The organism is Gilliamella sp. ESL0232 (genome assembly GCF_013346885.1).
Taxonomy (GTDB): domain Bacteria; phylum Pseudomonadota; class Gammaproteobacteria; order Enterobacterales; family Orbaceae; genus Gilliamella; species Gilliamella bombi.
This window is the reverse complement of record NZ_JAAEDW010000001.1, coordinates 53,879-69,098: the sequence shown is the minus strand read 5'-3', so window position 1 is coordinate 69,098 and position 15,220 is coordinate 53,879. Positions and strand designations below refer to the sequence as shown.

17 protein-coding genes are annotated in these 15,220 nt (G+C 34.2%); 11 read left to right on the top strand and 6 right to left on the bottom strand.

The window, feature by feature from the left end; translation table 11 throughout:
- Positions 1–52 precede the first annotated feature (52 nt).
- Positions 53–760 carry a tRNA (5-methylaminomethyl-2-thiouridine)(34)-methyltransferase MnmD gene (gene mnmD, locus GYW75_RS00320; RefSeq protein WP_174798041.1) on the bottom strand — a complete coding sequence of 236 codons (708 nt, stop codon included), beginning with the start codon at positions 758–760 and terminating at the stop codon, positions 53–55.
- Between the two features lie 86 nt (positions 761–846).
- Here mnmD and GYW75_RS00315 point away from each other — a divergent pair, with 86 nt between their 5' ends.
- The 6 genes from GYW75_RS00315 (at position 847) to GYW75_RS00290 (ending at position 5,640) form a co-directional block, all read left to right on the top strand.
- Positions 847–1,578, top strand: coding sequence for a 1-acylglycerol-3-phosphate O-acyltransferase (locus GYW75_RS00315; protein ID WP_174798040.1), 732 nt, complete (start codon positions 847–849; stop codon positions 1,576–1,578).
- A gap of 3 nt (positions 1,579–1,581) precedes the next feature.
- On the top strand, positions 1,582–2,361 hold the full coding sequence (locus GYW75_RS00310) for a methyltransferase domain-containing protein (RefSeq protein WP_174798039.1): 780 nt from the start codon (positions 1,582–1,584) through the stop codon (positions 2,359–2,361).
- A gap of 100 nt (positions 2,362–2,461) precedes the next feature.
- Complete coding sequence (rfaD, locus tag GYW75_RS00305) at positions 2,462–3,388, top strand: ADP-glyceromanno-heptose 6-epimerase (protein WP_085164186.1); 927 nt, start codon at positions 2,462–2,464, stop codon at positions 3,386–3,388.
- A 15-nt stretch (positions 3,389–3,403) separates the two neighbouring features.
- The gene (gene rfaF, locus GYW75_RS00300) at positions 3,404–4,453 is read left to right on the top strand and encodes an ADP-heptose--LPS heptosyltransferase RfaF (protein WP_174798038.1); all 1,050 of its coding nucleotides are present in this window, start codon (positions 3,404–3,406) and stop codon (positions 4,451–4,453) included.
- On the top strand, positions 4,453–5,415 hold the full coding sequence (gene rfaC, locus GYW75_RS00295) for a lipopolysaccharide heptosyltransferase RfaC (RefSeq protein WP_174798037.1): 963 nt from the start codon (positions 4,453–4,455) through the stop codon (positions 5,413–5,415). Before rfaF ends, rfaC begins: the two co-directional genes overlap by 1 nt.
- Positions 5,416–5,439: 24 nt before the next feature.
- Complete coding sequence (locus GYW75_RS00290) at positions 5,440–5,640, top strand: YaeP family protein (protein WP_065560145.1); 201 nt, start codon at positions 5,440–5,442, stop codon at positions 5,638–5,640.
- Here GYW75_RS00290 and GYW75_RS00285 read toward each other — a convergent pair.
- From GYW75_RS00285 to trmA, 3 genes are all read right to left on the bottom strand, one after another.
- Complete coding sequence (locus GYW75_RS00285; RefSeq protein WP_065589174.1) at positions 5,633–7,039, bottom strand: heavy metal sensor histidine kinase; 1,407 nt, start codon at positions 7,037–7,039, stop codon at positions 5,633–5,635. The two genes, GYW75_RS00290 and GYW75_RS00285, sit on opposite strands and share 8 nt — an antisense overlap.
- Positions 7,017–7,703 (bottom strand): heavy metal response regulator transcription factor, encoded by a 687-nt coding sequence (locus tag GYW75_RS00280; RefSeq protein ID WP_034914857.1) that lies wholly within the window; start codon positions 7,701–7,703, stop codon positions 7,017–7,019. The genes GYW75_RS00285 and GYW75_RS00280 overlap by 23 nt, the downstream gene beginning before the upstream one ends.
- A 361-nt stretch (positions 7,704–8,064) precedes the next feature.
- A complete protein-coding gene (gene trmA / locus GYW75_RS00275; RefSeq protein WP_174798035.1) occupies positions 8,065–9,162 on the bottom strand; it encodes a tRNA (uridine(54)-C5)-methyltransferase TrmA in 1,098 nt (365 codons plus the stop codon).
- Between the two features lie 362 nt (positions 9,163–9,524).
- On the opposite strand from trmA, the gene srmB reads away from it, so the two are divergent.
- Both srmB and GYW75_RS00265 read left to right on the top strand, forming a co-directional pair.
- Complete coding sequence (gene srmB / locus GYW75_RS00270) at positions 9,525–10,823, top strand: ATP-dependent RNA helicase SrmB (RefSeq protein WP_174798034.1); 1,299 nt, start codon at positions 9,525–9,527, stop codon at positions 10,821–10,823.
- A gap of 131 nt (positions 10,824–10,954) precedes the next feature.
- A complete protein-coding gene (locus tag GYW75_RS00265; protein ID WP_065589177.1) occupies positions 10,955–11,557 on the top strand; it encodes a peroxiredoxin C in 603 nt (200 codons plus the stop codon).
- Positions 11,558–11,650: 93 nt separating this feature from the next.
- Here the strand turns inward: GYW75_RS00265 and GYW75_RS00260 are convergent, their stop codons facing one another.
- Complete coding sequence (locus GYW75_RS00260; RefSeq protein ID WP_085164172.1) at positions 11,651–11,965, bottom strand: DMT family transporter; 315 nt, start codon at positions 11,963–11,965, stop codon at positions 11,651–11,653.
- Between the two features lie 24 nt (positions 11,966–11,989).
- Positions 11,990–12,313 carry a DMT family transporter gene (locus tag GYW75_RS00255; RefSeq protein ID WP_202983885.1) on the bottom strand — a complete coding sequence of 108 codons (324 nt, stop codon included), beginning with the start codon at positions 12,311–12,313 and terminating at the stop codon, positions 11,990–11,992.
- 559 nt (positions 12,314–12,872) lie between these two features.
- Between GYW75_RS00255 and GYW75_RS00250 the strand changes: the two genes are divergently transcribed.
- The 3 genes from GYW75_RS00250 to GYW75_RS00240 are packed head-to-tail and all read left to right on the top strand — an operon-like array spanning position 12,873 to position 15,104.
- Complete coding sequence (locus tag GYW75_RS00250) at positions 12,873–13,529, top strand: nucleoside recognition domain-containing protein (protein WP_174798033.1); 657 nt, start codon at positions 12,873–12,875, stop codon at positions 13,527–13,529.
- Positions 13,522–13,989: a YjiG family protein gene (locus GYW75_RS00245; protein ID WP_065589180.1), complete on the top strand. Its 468-nt coding sequence runs from the start codon at positions 13,522–13,524 to the stop codon at positions 13,987–13,989. The genes GYW75_RS00250 and GYW75_RS00245 overlap by 8 nt, the downstream gene beginning before the upstream one ends.
- Positions 13,990–14,003: 14 nt before the next feature.
- Complete coding sequence (locus tag GYW75_RS00240) at positions 14,004–15,104, top strand: M20 peptidase aminoacylase family protein (RefSeq protein ID WP_174798032.1); 1,101 nt, start codon at positions 14,004–14,006, stop codon at positions 15,102–15,104.
- The last annotated feature ends 116 nt before the right edge of the window (positions 15,105–15,220 follow it).

Genomic DNA, 15,220 nt, shown 5'->3' with positions numbered 1-15,220 from the left:
TTACTCATGTTGTTTATCTAATTTGCAAAAAGACTGTAACAAATATACATACTCACTTATAGCCAACTAACATTTCACGTTTTGAACCAAAGCCTTTTCGTTTTTGAACGATAAATCCTGCATTAATTAAACGACGACGAACAAATCCTGCTGCAGTAAAAGTAGCAAAACTACCACCAGATGCTGTCAGGCTAAAACAATTTTTAAATAAACGTTCTGACCACATATCTGGATTCTTAGCTGGTGAAAACCCATCAAAAAACCAAGCATCAATCAAAACATTTTGCTTTATTAAAAAATCTGAAAAATTGCTAATATCATCATTACATATCTTTAAACTAACATCGTCAAACTGGAAAGTAGAATCAATTAAAAAAGCCTGAAGTCGTTTTGATAATGAAAGTAATGTTTTATTTTTAAAAAGCACACTATTATGAATCTTTATTAATTCATTTAACGATAACGGGTACTTTTCAACACTAAAAAATGCAAGATGTTTAAGTATATGATTCGGGTATTGACTTCTAAAATGTAAAAATGTTTCCCATAAAATCAAAAAATTTAGCCCTGAACCAAAGCCTGTTTCGCCAACTATAAATGTATCTTGCTTGTGATTCAAAAAACGCTGACGTAAATCATTACCTTCAACAAATACATATCTGGTTTCCTCAATTGCGCCTTCAGTATTAAAATAAACATCATCGAAATAGGTAGAGACAGGAGTTTGATTTTCGTCCCAAGTTATAGTTGGTTTATACATAATCACCCTTTAGAAGAAGCCGTTAACGAACTGTATATTAGCTTAGATTAAGTATATAATACGTAAATTAACTTATGAGGTAAATTATGCTATTTCTTTTTCGCTTAATTAGTGGTGTTATAATTGGTATTATCGTTTGTGTTTTAGGCGTCATTTTTTGCCTATTTAACCCAAGAAATCCCAAAAATGTAGCAAGATTTGCTCATTTATTTAGCTTTCTATTCAAACCTATATTGGGAGTAAAAGTTGATACTCGTACGCCTCCTAATATCAATATAATAGGTAGCTGTATCTATATTGCGAATCATCAAGATAACTATGATATAGTTGTAGCTGGTGATGTTGTGCAACCTAAAACGGTAACAGTAGGTAAAAAAAGTCTGGCTTGGATTCCTTTTTTTGGGCAACTTTATTATCTTACAGGTAACATTCTTATTGACCGTAATAATAAATCAAAAGCTCACGACACAATCGGACAAGTTGTTAATGAAATTAAAAAGCGTGGCATATCTATTTGGATGTTTCCTGAAGGTACTCGTAGCCGTGGACGGGGATTATTACCGTTTAAAACAGGTGCATTTAAAGCTGCCATTGCTGCTGGAGTACCAATTGTGCCAATCTGTGTATCGCAAACCAATAATATTAAATTAAACCGCCTAAATAATGGACATATCATTGTTGAAATGTTAGAACCTATCGAAACCAAAAATCTAGGCAAAGAGGATGCTAGAGCCTTAATGGAACAGTGCTATAGCCAAATGACAACTAAAATAGAGCAAATAAATGCTGAAGCAGAACAACTAAACAATCAAAAATAAGTCATGAATAAACAAGATCGTAATTTTGATGATATCAGCAATAAATTTGCACAAAATATTTATGGCACAACCAAAGGTCAAATTCGCGAAGCAGTAGTATGGCAAGAACTAGAAAAAGTTTTAGCTACCTATCCGCACAATAAATCATTAAATATTCTAGATGCTGGTGGAGGACAAGGTCAGATCGCCTGTCGGCTAGCCAAACTTGGGCATCAAGTAACGCTTTGCGATATCTCTGAACAAATGCTAGAACTGGCAAAACAAAAAGCTCAATCCGAAAAGATAAATATAGATTGTCTTTGTTGCTCTATTCAGCAGCTTGATAACTTAATAAACAAACAGTTTGATTTAGTCATTTGTCATGCTGTATTAGAGTGGGTTGCTGAACCAATTGAATTAATAAAATCATTAAAACAACACCTTAAATTTGATGGTTTTTTATCGTTAATGTTTTATAACTATCATGCGCTTTTGTTTAAAACGGTCACATTAGGCAATTTTGGTTACACAAAATCAGGGTTAGCTAAGCGTAAGAAAAAGACACTTTCTCCCGATTATCCAAGAGTTCCAACAGACGTATATCACTGGCTTACACAACTTGATTTTGATATTTTGCAAAAAACAGGGATTCGTATTTTTCATGACTATCTAATCAATAAATCCAAAGCAGAAACTCATTTTGTACAACTATTAGAACTGGAACAAAAATACTGCCAAACTGAACCTTATCTTAATTTAGCAAGATATATTTTAGTTACTGCAAAAAATAAAGTGAATTCATAAAAAACTCGTCTTGCCCATGCTTTTTTAAATGAGCACTCGAAAAATTTATCATAAATCGCTATTATAAGCAGATTAGTTTTATTGATTAAGGAAAATGATCATGATTGTTGTAACAGGCGGCGCAGGGTTTATTGGTAGTAATATTGTTAAAGGTTTGAATGACCTGGGGCACAAAGATATTTTGGTGGTTGATGATCTAACTGACGGCACCAAGTTTTCTAATCTAGCTGATCTAGATATTGCCGATTATATGGACAAAGATGAGTTTATCGCAGCTATTATTAGTCATGACGATCTTAATATTGATGTTGTTTTTCATCAAGGTGCCTGTTCGTCAACCACAGAATGGGATGGCAAGTTTATGATGGAAAATAACTATGACTATTCTAAAGACTTGTTGCATTACTGTCTCGATTTCAATATTCCATTTTTATATGCTTCATCAGCCGCTACTTATGGTGGGCGCAGTGATAACTTTATTGAAGATCGCACTTACGAAAAGCCATTAAACGTATATGGATATTCTAAATTCTTATTTGACCAATATGTGAGACAATTACTACCCCAAGCTAATTCGCCAATTTGTGGATTCCGTTATTTTAATGTATATGGACCACGTGAATCACATAAAGGTAGCATGGCAAGTGTCGCATTTCACTTAAATGAACAAATTAATAAAGGTGAAAAACCAAAACTCTTTGCAGGTAGTGAAAACTTTAAACGTGACTTTATTTATGTTGGTGATGTCGTTGCGGTCAATTTATGGTTCTGGAAAAATAAAATATCAGGAATTTATAACTGTGGAACAGGTCGAGCAGAGTCGTTCCAAGCTGTCGCTGATGCGGTTCTTACTTACCATAAAAAAGATGAAATTGATTATATCCCCTTTCCTGAACATCTAAAAGGACGGTATCAAAGCTATACCCAAGCAGATCTGACTAAATTTAGAAAAACTAAATGCCCAATTGAATTTAAGAATGTTGCAGAAGGAACTGCTGAATATATGAAATGGCTCAATGAACAATAAGATGGAATTGATTAAATGAAAACACTCATTATTGGTCCTTCATGGGTTGGCGATATGATGATGTCGCAAAGCCTGTATCGTACATTAAAACAACTTGATTCTAATAACGAAATTGATGTTTTAGCACCGGCTTGGTGTCGAGCGTTATTAAATAAAATGCCAGAAGTGAATCAAGCAATTGCAATGCCATTAGGCCATGGTGAGTTTGCGTTAAAAAAACGTCATAAAATAGGTAAATCACTGCGTGATAACCATTATGATCATGCTATTGTATTACCTAATTCATTCAAATCAGCACTGATTCCATTTTTTGCCAAAATTCCTAAACGTACAGGTTGGAAAGGCGAGATGCGTTATGGTTTATTAAACGATCTTCGTAAACTTGATAAGCAAGCATTTCCGTTGATGATTGAACGCTATATTGCTCTTGCTTATCCTAATAGACAGATTCATTCGGCTTCCGATTTACCACAACCACTACTATGGCCAAAACTCAATGTCGAACAAAATGAAATAACCCAAGCTCTTTCAACTTTTACTATAACACAAGATGAACCATTAATTGGCTTTTGTCCTGGTGCTGAATTTGGTCCTGCAAAACGTTGGCCCGATTATCATTACGCGGCACTTGCTGATATGCTAGTTAAACAGCACGCTAAAGTTATTATTTTTGGTTCCAAAAATGATCGCAAAGTAGGAGAACAAATTATTGCTAAAATGATACATCGCGATAAATGTATCAATCTAACAGGTCAAACACAATTAGAACAAGCTGTTAGCCTAATTGCTGCTTGTAAAGCCATTGTAACTAATGACTCTGGACTAATGCATATTGCAGCAGCTTTAGACAGACCACTGGTTGCTCTTTATGGGCCAAGTAGTCCAGATTTTACCCCTCCACTATCAGATAAAGCCGAAGTTATCCGTTTAATTACCGGTTATCACCGCGTCCGTAAAGGCGATGCAGAACAAGGTTACCATCAAAGTCTGATCGATATTAAACCCGATATTGTTTTCGAAACTTTGATGAAACTCATCATGCGCTGTAAAAAGAGTAAAGAATAATGAGAGTATTAGTGGTTAAAACATCATCCATGGGGGATGTACTTCATTCTTTACCGGCATTAACTGATGCGGCTAACAATTTACCAAATATATCCTTTGATTGGGTAGTAGAAGAAAATTTTGCCCAAATACCTAGTTGGCACTTTGCTGTAAACCAAGTGATACCGGTTGCAATAAGACGCTGGCGAAAAAATTGGTTCACTAAAACAATTCGTCAAGAGCGCCATGATTTTATTAATACCTTAAGACGACAACGTTATGATGTGATTATTGATGCACAAGGACTCATTAAAAGTGCGTTTCTTATTACTCGTAAAGCACGGGGTATTAAACACGGTTTGGATCGCAAAAGTATCAAAGAACCAATTGCTAGTTGGTTTTATGATGTAAAACACAATGTACCTAAACAAATGCATGCTATTGAACGCGTTAGATTACTGTTTGCAAAAAGCCTACAATATAAATTACCTGATTCAATGGGTGATTATGCTATTGCGCGTCACTTTTTATCTTCATTACCTAACGATAATCAGCAATATCTAATTTTTTTACACGCAACAACACGAGATGAAAAGCACTGGAGTGAAGATGCCTGGCGGAAATTAATTAAATTAGTTGAGCCTACTGGGTTAAAAATAAAATTACCTTGGGGAGCACCACATGAGCAAGCACGAGCAATTCGTCTAGCACAAGGATTCCAACACGTAGAGGTACTTCCCAAGCTTTCACTTTCCGATATAGCAACCGTTATTGCGGGAGCAAAAGCCGTTGTTTCGGTAGATACAGGTTTAAGTCATCTAACTGCTGCATTGGATCGTCCAAATATTACTTTATTTGGCAAAACCGATCCAAAATTGATTGGTGGCTATGGAAAAAATCAATTTAGTATTATCTCAGATGAAAAATGCATGCAAACCATTCAAGCTGAACAAGTTTATAAACAATTAGTTAGCTTTTTATAAGTGGAATAAAAAGAAATGAATTTAATGAATAAATATAGCGATCTTATTTATGAAAAATACGCACAAATTGGCAGTAATGATCTCGGTTATATTGATGATGCCTTAGGCGCTGTTATGCAAGTGTTAGACGAAGTTGTTCGTAACGAAAATGTCCCACAAGAACTAAAAGATAAAGCCGCTTATGCAGCGGCTAATTTACTGATCAGCGACTTTGATGTTAAATAGTGGTTGGTAAATTAATAATAAAACGGGTTGATTGCTCATCAGACTCAGCGTAAATTGAACCTTTATGTGTTTCAATAATGGATTTGACGATAGCAAGCCCTATTCCTGTACCTGAATTATCATTACGATGACGTGATTCGTCAACTCTATAAAACCGATCAAAAAGGTGTGGCAAATGTTTACTATCAACTTTCTTGCCTGGATTCGAAATGATGATTCGAACTCGCTTTTCACTTACTTGACTTAAAATTATAGTGATAGTCTGATTTTCAGGTGTATAACGAATTGCATTGGATAAAATATTACTGATTGCCCTTCTTAACATCATCTTATCACCTTGAATATGGGAACAATTTCCTTCAAGATTAAAGGCAATATTTTTCTCGTCGGTAAGTGGTTCAAAATATTCACACATCATTGTGATCAAGCTATGTAAATCAATATCGATTAAATTAGGCACCAATTGACGATTATCTGCTTGTGCTAAAAATAACATATCAGAAATCATCTGTGACATTTTTTCGTATTCTTCTAAATTTGAATATAATATCTCGCGATATTCATTAGTTGTTCTGGCATTACTCAGTACTATTTGCGTTTGAGTTGTTAAATTGGTAATAGGCGTTCGCATCTCATGAGCGATATCTGCTGTAAAATTACGTTGCCGCTGAAACACATCCTCTATCCGATTAAGCATCTCATTGAATGCTTTCACTAAACTAACATATTTAATTGGTACTAAAGAAGCAGGAATACGGTAATTTAGACTTTTAAAATTAACTTTTTCGATCTTTTTAATCAACCGATTAATTGGTTTTTGGGTAAAATAGACACTGACAAAAGAACCAATTAAGGCCAAAATACAAGCAATAGCAATAAGCAAGCCTAAACCATCGTGTAATCGCCGAATGAATTCGAGATGTAAATCACGACCAACAGCAACTATAGTGGTATATTGTCTACCATTTTCAATCGAAACTCGTGAAGCGGCAATTCGATATGAGGCTTTATCTTGATTCCAAATAGCGGTACTGTGATTTGCAATAATGGTATCAAAATCAATATGATTTTTAGCAACGGTTAGATTAGGACCACGTGTTCGATAAACAATTTTACCTTTCTCATCAATAACATAAACAAATAGGCGATGATGTCCTGTCAAAATTAATAATAAATTTTGAATAAATTCGTCACGATTTTCATCTGGGGAATAGTAAACTAATTCACGTTCTATAGAATCAATAACCGAATTAAGTTCGGACACATTTTGTTGGATTGAAATTTTTTCAAAAGAACGTTCAATAAAAAAACTAAAACAATAAAGTAAACCGCAGGTTAATAAACAAACAATAAGAGGCAAGCGAAATGATATTAACTTATTCTGTTTCATCCAAGACATCTAACTTATACCCCATTCCACGGACTGTATGAATCAATTTTGGCTCGAAATCAGCATCAATTTTATTTCGCAATCTCCGAATTGCAACATCAATCACATTAGTATCACTATCAAAATTCATATCCCAAACTTGAGATGCAATTAATGATCGTGGTAATACTTCCCCCGGATAACGTAAAAAATATTCTAATAACAAAAATTCTTTATTGGTTAAATCAATGCGTTTATCTCCACGTGTTACCATACGTTTAGGAAGATCCATGACCAGATCTGCAATACTCAATTGGGAATTATTGACTTGAGGGACATTACGTCGGAGCATAGATTTCACACGAGCTAATAACTCAGCAAACGAAAAAGGTTTTACTAGATAATCATCAGCACCTAAGTTTAGGCCTTTAACTTTATCATCCACACTTCCCATAGCGGTAAGTAACATGATAGGTGTCTCTTTGCCTGCTTCACGCAGTGACTGAACAATTTTCCAACCAACTATATCGGGCAACATCACATCTAAAATAATTAGATCATAATCTTCTGTCATGGCTCTATGATAACCATCAAGACCATTATTTGTTAAATCAACAACAAACCCAGATTCAACTAAACCTTGACGAAGATACTCACCTGTTTTTTGCTCATCTTCAACTACTAACAATTTCATACTTGAATATTTCCTTTGTTATTTGTCTGGTTGTCGTAATTGCATAACACAGCTATAGAATAAATGATAAACACCAAACCAATCATGATGGTTTAATGACTATTTTGTAATCATAATGTCATTAATTAGTTGGTTTATCTTTGTTATAGTAGCTACACAATGATTCATGAGGCTAGACATTATTGTTTCATTGTTTTATTTCCTTTCATCCATTCCTTGCAATTTAATGCAGCCCTAGTTTATCTAGGGTTTTTTTTTGTTATAGATCGATGCAAGTTTACATACACCCGAAACAACAATTAGTTAGGTATGAATTGAGTATATTTTAACAAAAATACTCTACATTGAATATTACTTCCTTTTACTTTTTATACAACACAATACCCGTCTCGACATGATCTGTATAAGGAAATTGATCAAACATAGCAAAATGTTGAATTGAATGTGTTTTAGTCAATAACTGTAAATTGTCACGCAATGTATTAGGATTACACGAAATATAAATAATTTTTTTATAGGTTTTTAATATATTAATGGTATTTAAATCCACTCCCCCACGTGGTGGATCAACAAGTACCGTATCACATTGATATTCATCCAAATTGATTCCTTTTAAACGATTAAACTCTCGTTCTTTTTTAATTGCACTAGTAAATTCTTCGGCTGACAACCGTACAATATCAAGATTATCAATTTGATTAACTAAAATATTATGCTGAGCTGAATAAACAGACGCTTTAGCTATTTCAGTAGCCAATACTTTGCGAAAGTTTTGTGCTAGAGCAATTGAAAAGTTACCATTACCACAATAAAATTCGAGTAAATCACCAGTTGAATTTTTGGTAACCGATATGGCCCACTGTAGCATTTTAATATTTACCGCTGCATTTGGTTGAGTAAAACTATTTTCAATTTGTCGATAAATAAACGTTTTATCCATTACTGGCAACACTTCATCAACATAATCCACATCAATGGCTATTTTTTGATTACTTGCTCGCCCTACAATATTAGCAACTACTCCATGTTCAGCTAATTGAGTTTTTAATTTTTTTGCTTCTATAATCCATCCATCACTTAACTTTTTATGATATAAAAGCGTAATTAATAGCTGACCACTTAAAGTCGAAAAATAATCAATTTGAAACAGCATATGGCGAAGTAACAAATTATGTTGTAACAAAGGTAAAATGGTTTGCATTGCTTGATTAATTAGTTTTGTTGCAATAGGAAATTCATCAACCCGTATTCGTTTTTTTGTTTTTTTATCATACATAATATGATAAAGATCTTCACCATCATGCCAGATCCTAAACTCAGCACGCTTACGATAATGACTAATAGGTGAACAATATACCGATAATTCGGGCAGTGAAAAATCTGATAATAATGCTTTTAAATTATCTACTTTTTTTTTCAACTGTTGATTATAATTATCATTCGAGAAACATTCAGTCATATTCATTATCTGATAGTTATTAAAGAAGTATTATTTAATATGGAAATTTGAGCCAATCCGTGTTAAGCCACAAAATAATTAAACATTAATTATTTAAACCAATTTAGCCTCGGTAGCATAAATAATCATTATGCATGTTATCGCAAACGGATGCGTATCTTATCACAAACAGCTAACAATGATAAGTTTTGCTTAAATAAAACATCTAATTTTAGACATAAAACTATATTTTACACTGCAATAACTACCTTACAATTAATCGCTCCATAAAAATAAAATAATATTCCATCACATTTTTATTGATTGTAGTTACAACGATTAACGTTATAATGTGCCTTATAATTTTAGATGAAAAGAACACTATGACTACACACACTTTTTCTGGTTTAGAATTAGATGATATTTTAATTCACAATCTCCAAACACAAAATATAAATACTCCAACCGTAATCCAAACACAAACAATCCCTGTTGCTTTAGATGGCAAAGATATTTTAGGTTCTGCACCAACAGGCACAGGTAAAACGCTAGCTTTTTTAATTCCGGCCGTACAACATCTACTCGATTTTCCACGCCGTAAACCAGGTCCACCACGAATTTTGATTTTAACGCCAACGCGTGAACTAGCCATGCAAATTGCTGAACAAGCCAGATTATTAACCGAATCAACAAATTTAAGCATTGCAACTATTACTGGCGGTGTTGCTTATATGAATCACGCTGAAGTGTTTAGTAAAAACCAAGATATTGTTATTGCTACAACAGGCCGATTATTACAGTATATAAAAGAAGAAAACTTCGACTGCCGAGCAGTTGAAATGCTTGTTTTAGACGAAGCTGATCGGATGTTAGATATGGGTTTTTCACAAGATGTCGAAATGATATCTTCCGAAACCCGTTGGCGTAAACAAACTTTATTATTTTCTGCCACACTGGAAGGTGAAGGACTGCATAACTTTGCTAGCCGCATTTTGACTGATCCAATCGAAATCAATGCCGAGCCTTCACGCAAAGAACGTAAAAAAATCCTGCAATTTTATTATCGTGCCGATGATTTAACTCATAAAGTGGCACTTCTTATTCACTTATTAAAACAAGAACAATTAAAAAAAACGATTGTATTTGTTCGTAAACGCGAACGTGTGCATGAATTAGTTAGCTTACTACACCAAGCTGGTATCCATAGCTGCTATTTAGAAGGTGAAATGGTACAAGCAAAACGCAATGAAGCAATAAAAAGGATCAGCAATAATACTGTCAATGTACTTGTAGCAACCGATGTTGCTGCACGAGGTATTGATATTGACAATATTACTCATGTTATTAATTTTGATGCACCCAAAACTGCCGATGTATATTTACACAGAATTGGACGCACCGCTCGAGCAGGGAAAAAAGGCACAGCTATTATGCTAGTCGAAGCGCATGATAACGAACTACTGCAAAAAATTGAGCGCTATATTAAGGAACCAATCAAATTAAGAACGATTGATGGATTACGCCCTAAAACTAAAGCACCAAAACCAGTAACTAAGAAAAAACATTCACAAAAAGCAAAACAAAAAAGTGCGAACAAAAAGCAAGAACAAGTAAAAAAGAAAAAGATAAAACAACGCTATCGAGACACAAAAAATAAAGGCAAACCGAAAATCAATAACTAATACCGAATAATAATCACAACTTAATAGTTTAAACTTATGATACCAATCGTTTATAACAACTTTGACAATAGATTTTAATTGCTATAATGCTACGCTACATGAGTTGCAGTTAATTATAAAGGAGAAATACTATGACACTAGTCACTCGCAAAGCACCAGATTTTACATCAGCAGCAGTTTTAGGTACTGGTGAAATTGTTAATAATTTCAATTTATTACAACATATCAAAGGTAAATATGCCGTTGTGTTCTTTTGGCCAATGGACTTCACATTTGTTTGCCCATCTGAAATCATTGCATTTGATCACCGTCTAGAAGAATTCAAAAAACGTGGTGTTGAAGTAATTGGTGTTTCAATGGACTCTGAATATGTACATAATGCATGGCGCAATACTCCACAAGATAAAGGTGGTATTGGTGAAGTTAAATTCCCAATTGTTGCAGATATCAAACACTCAATTATGCAATCTTATGGTATTGAACATCCTGAAGCTGGAGTTGCACTGCGAGCTTCGTTCTTTATTGACAAATCAGGAATTGTACGCCATGAAACAATTAACGATTTACCAATTGGACGTAACATTGACGAAATGATTCGTATTGTTGATGCTTTCCAATTCCATGAAGAACATGGCGAAGTTTGCCCTGCTCAGTGGACAAAAGGTAAAAAAGGCATGCAAGCAAATCCAAATGGCGTTGCAAGTTTCTTAAAACAGCATGCTGACGAAATTTAATTCAGTACAATTTTTTATTCATCCATATCTTATTTTACGCTTTGCGTTACCGGAGTTAATCTCCGGTTTTTTTATATATATAAACGCAATTAATTATAGAGTGGCATGTAATCCTACAACACCAACGATAATAATGGTGAGACCAAATATACGAGGAAAATTCTTAGGCTCATTAAATAACAGCATATTGGCTAACACCGCACCCGAAGTCCCAAGACCAACCCAAACAGGATACACAACACTCAATTCAAGATAATGGAGCGAAAAATAGAAAAGCACAAAAGAGACAAAAAAACCTCCCCAATATAAAACCAATCTAAATAGACCTTTTTGCTCAGCATATAATTTAAGGCCTATAGCACCAATTACTTCAAAAACTGATGCAATTAATATTAACAGCCATCCCATGATTAAATTATCCTTATTAAAATATTAACTGTCGGCACGTTTTAGTTGTACAACACCAATAATAATTATCGCCACAAAAAAAAGTTGAATTAGCTTAATCTCTTTATTAAAAAGTAAGATATCAATTAGCGTTGCACCGACAGCACCAACACCTGAAAATATGGCATAAACCGTACCTGTAGGTATTGTCTTGCAAGCATTGGTTAAAAAAGTAAAATCAATAATAATGAGCGATACAATAATAACCCATTGCCAAAGCTCGGTTGCGATGCTAAATCCTAAAATCCAACATATTTCAAAAAAGCAGGTTAGCACCACAAATGCCCACTCTTTATTCATGCTAAACATATAGCTACCTCGTTTATGCTACTTTATTTTATGTCGTAATCAATTTTCTGCTGCAATGTGTTTAAGTATAATGCTTGATTATGCCTTATTGCCTAAAAGCAACGACAAGACAAAAGATGGTTCGCAAATAGAATTTGCCGCCAAAAGATATCAATTGTTATATGGTCCTATCCATTAAACCAAAACGCCTAACGTTCACGAAACATCATCACAATTTTTATTATTATTTTTCAAATAAGTAAGTAATTCTATAATGAAGATATATAAATGGCAAGGACAAAATTACACAATTCAATGTTAGAAAGCTTATACAAGCTAACCAATTCACCTCTATATAATACTTAATTATGCAAGATATAATAAAGATTTGTAATTTATTAGAAAAAAATAAAAAATGTTATATCTTTTTCAATTTAACCTAAAATCGTTATAGAATGCTAAAAACCACTTTTGATGCATTTTTTAACTAAATTGTATAATAAACATTTTATACTTATTAAATATTGTTAATTGTAATAATACTTAATATTTTTTAAACATTCGGAAAAAGGAAGGCAGCATGTCAAAAAAGACAGATAATGAATTTAAAGTTGGTATAAAAGCCTATATATCACTAATAGTAGCCATTTTATTTTTTTCAGGCTTATTTTTTAATGTAGAAGGTAAAGAATGGCTAGGAGCGTTTGATTTTACCAGCTTAAGCGGCAAATTTGGCACTATGCTACATCCTGAAAAAAATACTTTTGTGGGTGAAGGAGGTAATAGTGCAAGAGCTGGTTTTATTTTTGCCTTATCACTTATACCTACGGTTATGTTAGCGCTAGGCGTGTTAGAAATATTTACCCATTACGGCACCATTCGTGCTTCACATAAATTATTAACACCATTATTAAAACCAATTTTAGGTGTACCAGGTAAAACTGGACTTGCATTAATTACCGACCTACAAAGCACTGATGCTGGTGCAGTATTAACTAAAGAGTTATATGACGAAAAGCAAATTACTAAAAAAGACCTAATCATTATTAGTGCTTGGCAATATTCTGGTGCGGGTTTAATTAATAACTACTTCTCGATTGGTTCGGCATTATTTGCCTCAATGACTGTAGCTATTTTTATTCCTCTTGTCATCATGTTAGTGCTTAAATTTGTAGGCTCAGTAATGGTTCGCTTAATATTAAATACAATTTATAAAAAGGATTTTATCAATGAGTAATTCACAAAAACAAACTAATAACCCTTTAGATATTTTTGTAATCGGTGCTCGCAAAGGATTCAACATTGCTATTAATAATTTAATGCCCAATATTTTAATGGCATTTGTAATCACCGAAATACTAAAACGTTTAGGTATAATGCAATTAATAGGAACTTATTGTGCTCCAGTAATGGAGATTTTTGGCCTACCTGGCGAAGCAATTACCGTATTACTAACTGCATGGTTATCAGCATCAGCAGGTACAGGCGTTGCAGTTAACTTATTTACCGCAGGAACAATCAATCCAACAGCAATAACCATATTAGCCCCAGCTATTTTCTTAATGGGCTCACAATTACAGTATATGGGACGATTATTAGGCGTTGCCGATGTACCAAAAAAATACTGGCCATTACTCATGTTAACCAGTATTTTTAATGCATTAGTTTCAATGATTATTATGCGATTTTTTGTTTAATAAAGGAGATAAACATGTCTAATGTTTTAGAACATTATCAGTATTTACACCAAATTCCAGAGTTGGGATTTGAAGAACACAAAACATCGGCATATATCGCACAGCAACTTGAACAAGCAGGCTATAAAGTAACTCGCAACATCAATAACACAACAGGAATTGTTGCGCAATACGATAGCGGCAAAACTGGCCCTGTACTCGCTTTACGGGCAGATATGGATGCTCTAGGACATATTATTAACGGCGAACCTTGCGCAAGACATACCTGCGGTCATGATGGCCATTCATCAATATTATTAAGCTCGGCACAAGAGTTAATAAAAGAAGGTAACATCAAAAAAGGTCGATTGAAACTCATCTTCCAACCTGCCGAAGAACTTGGAACAGGTGCTTTAGCTATGATTGAAGGAGGAGCTATTGATGATGTTGATATGATTATCGGTTTACATTTACGTCCAAAAGATGAATGTCCAAAAGGCTTTGCTGCAACGGCAATGTACTATTCAGCATCCACCACAGTTGAAGTAAATATTCATGGTATCCCAGCACATGGTGCTCGACCTCATTTAGGCGTTAATGCCCTTGATGCAGCAACACTGGCCATTCAAGCAGTTAACACCATTCACCTTGCACCTAACTTAAACTATAGTGTTAAAGCCACACGTTGCATTTGCGATGCTGGAGTCACCAATGCTATTCCATCCGAAGCATATGTATGCTGGGATCTAAGAGCGCCAACTAACCCAGCCATGGATGAACTAAAAGCCAAAACGTTAAATGCGATAAAACTCAGTGTTGAATCTATCGGTGCGAAAGTGGATATCAATGTCACTAAAGAAATTCCAGCCGCGGAAATTGATAATGATGTCACAAAAATTATTGCCGAAGCCATTGTCGATGTACTTGGCAAAGAGGGGTTAAAAGAACCTATTTTCACCCCAGGTGGAGAAGACTTTTTCAATTATCCTTGTGAACGTAATGTCAAAGCTGGTTTTTGGGGATTAGGAGCTGATCTAACACCAGGATTACATCATCCTGAAATGAAGTTTGACACTTTAGCATTAGAAAATGGAGTCAAAATAACCAAAGCTTGTGCATTAAAAGTACTTGGCTAATTTCCACCCTATTCCGCCGATACCTTACTTCGGCGGAAGATGATTTAAATCACAAACAAAAGATCTTTCCCTAACTTGTATAATACTGTTGATAAGCACTTAACATTTTTAAGTTA

Excerpts from the sequence above, each read along its gene's own strand:
- mnmD (WP_174798041.1), bottom strand. The coding sequence starts at position 760 with ATGTATAAACCAACTATAACTTGGGACGAAAATCAAACTCCTGTCTCT.
- GYW75_RS00315 (WP_174798040.1), top strand. The coding sequence starts at position 847 with ATGCTATTTCTTTTTCGCTTAATTAGTGGTGTTATAATTGGTATTATC.
- GYW75_RS00310 (WP_174798039.1), top strand. The coding sequence starts at position 1,582 with ATGAATAAACAAGATCGTAATTTTGATGATATCAGCAATAAATTTGCA.
- rfaD (WP_085164186.1), top strand. The coding sequence starts at position 2,462 with ATGATTGTTGTAACAGGCGGCGCAGGGTTTATTGGTAGTAATATTGTT.
- rfaF (WP_174798038.1), top strand. The coding sequence starts at position 3,404 with ATGAAAACACTCATTATTGGTCCTTCATGGGTTGGCGATATGATGATG.
- rfaC (WP_174798037.1), top strand. The coding sequence starts at position 4,453 with ATGAGAGTATTAGTGGTTAAAACATCATCCATGGGGGATGTACTTCAT.
- GYW75_RS00290 (WP_065560145.1), top strand. The coding sequence starts at position 5,440 with ATGAATAAATATAGCGATCTTATTTATGAAAAATACGCACAAATTGGC.
- GYW75_RS00285 (WP_065589174.1), bottom strand. The coding sequence starts at position 7,039 with ATGTCTTGGATGAAACAGAATAAGTTAATATCATTTCGCTTGCCTCTT.
- GYW75_RS00280 (WP_034914857.1), bottom strand. The coding sequence starts at position 7,703 with ATGAAATTGTTAGTAGTTGAAGATGAGCAAAAAACAGGTGAGTATCTT.
- trmA (WP_174798035.1), bottom strand. The coding sequence starts at position 9,162 with ATGACTGAATGTTTCTCGAATGATAATTATAATCAACAGTTGAAAAAA.
- srmB (WP_174798034.1), top strand. The coding sequence starts at position 9,525 with ATGACTACACACACTTTTTCTGGTTTAGAATTAGATGATATTTTAATT.
- GYW75_RS00265 (WP_065589177.1), top strand. The coding sequence starts at position 10,955 with ATGACACTAGTCACTCGCAAAGCACCAGATTTTACATCAGCAGCAGTT.
- GYW75_RS00260 (WP_085164172.1), bottom strand. The coding sequence starts at position 11,965 with ATGGGATGGCTGTTAATATTAATTGCATCAGTTTTTGAAGTAATTGGT.
- GYW75_RS00255 (WP_202983885.1), bottom strand. The coding sequence starts at position 12,313 with ATGTTTAGCATGAATAAAGAGTGGGCATTTGTGGTGCTAACCTGCTTT.
- GYW75_RS00250 (WP_174798033.1), top strand. The coding sequence starts at position 12,873 with ATGTCAAAAAAGACAGATAATGAATTTAAAGTTGGTATAAAAGCCTAT.
- GYW75_RS00245 (WP_065589180.1), top strand. The coding sequence starts at position 13,522 with ATGAGTAATTCACAAAAACAAACTAATAACCCTTTAGATATTTTTGTA.
- GYW75_RS00240 (WP_174798032.1), top strand. The coding sequence starts at position 14,004 with ATGTCTAATGTTTTAGAACATTATCAGTATTTACACCAAATTCCAGAG.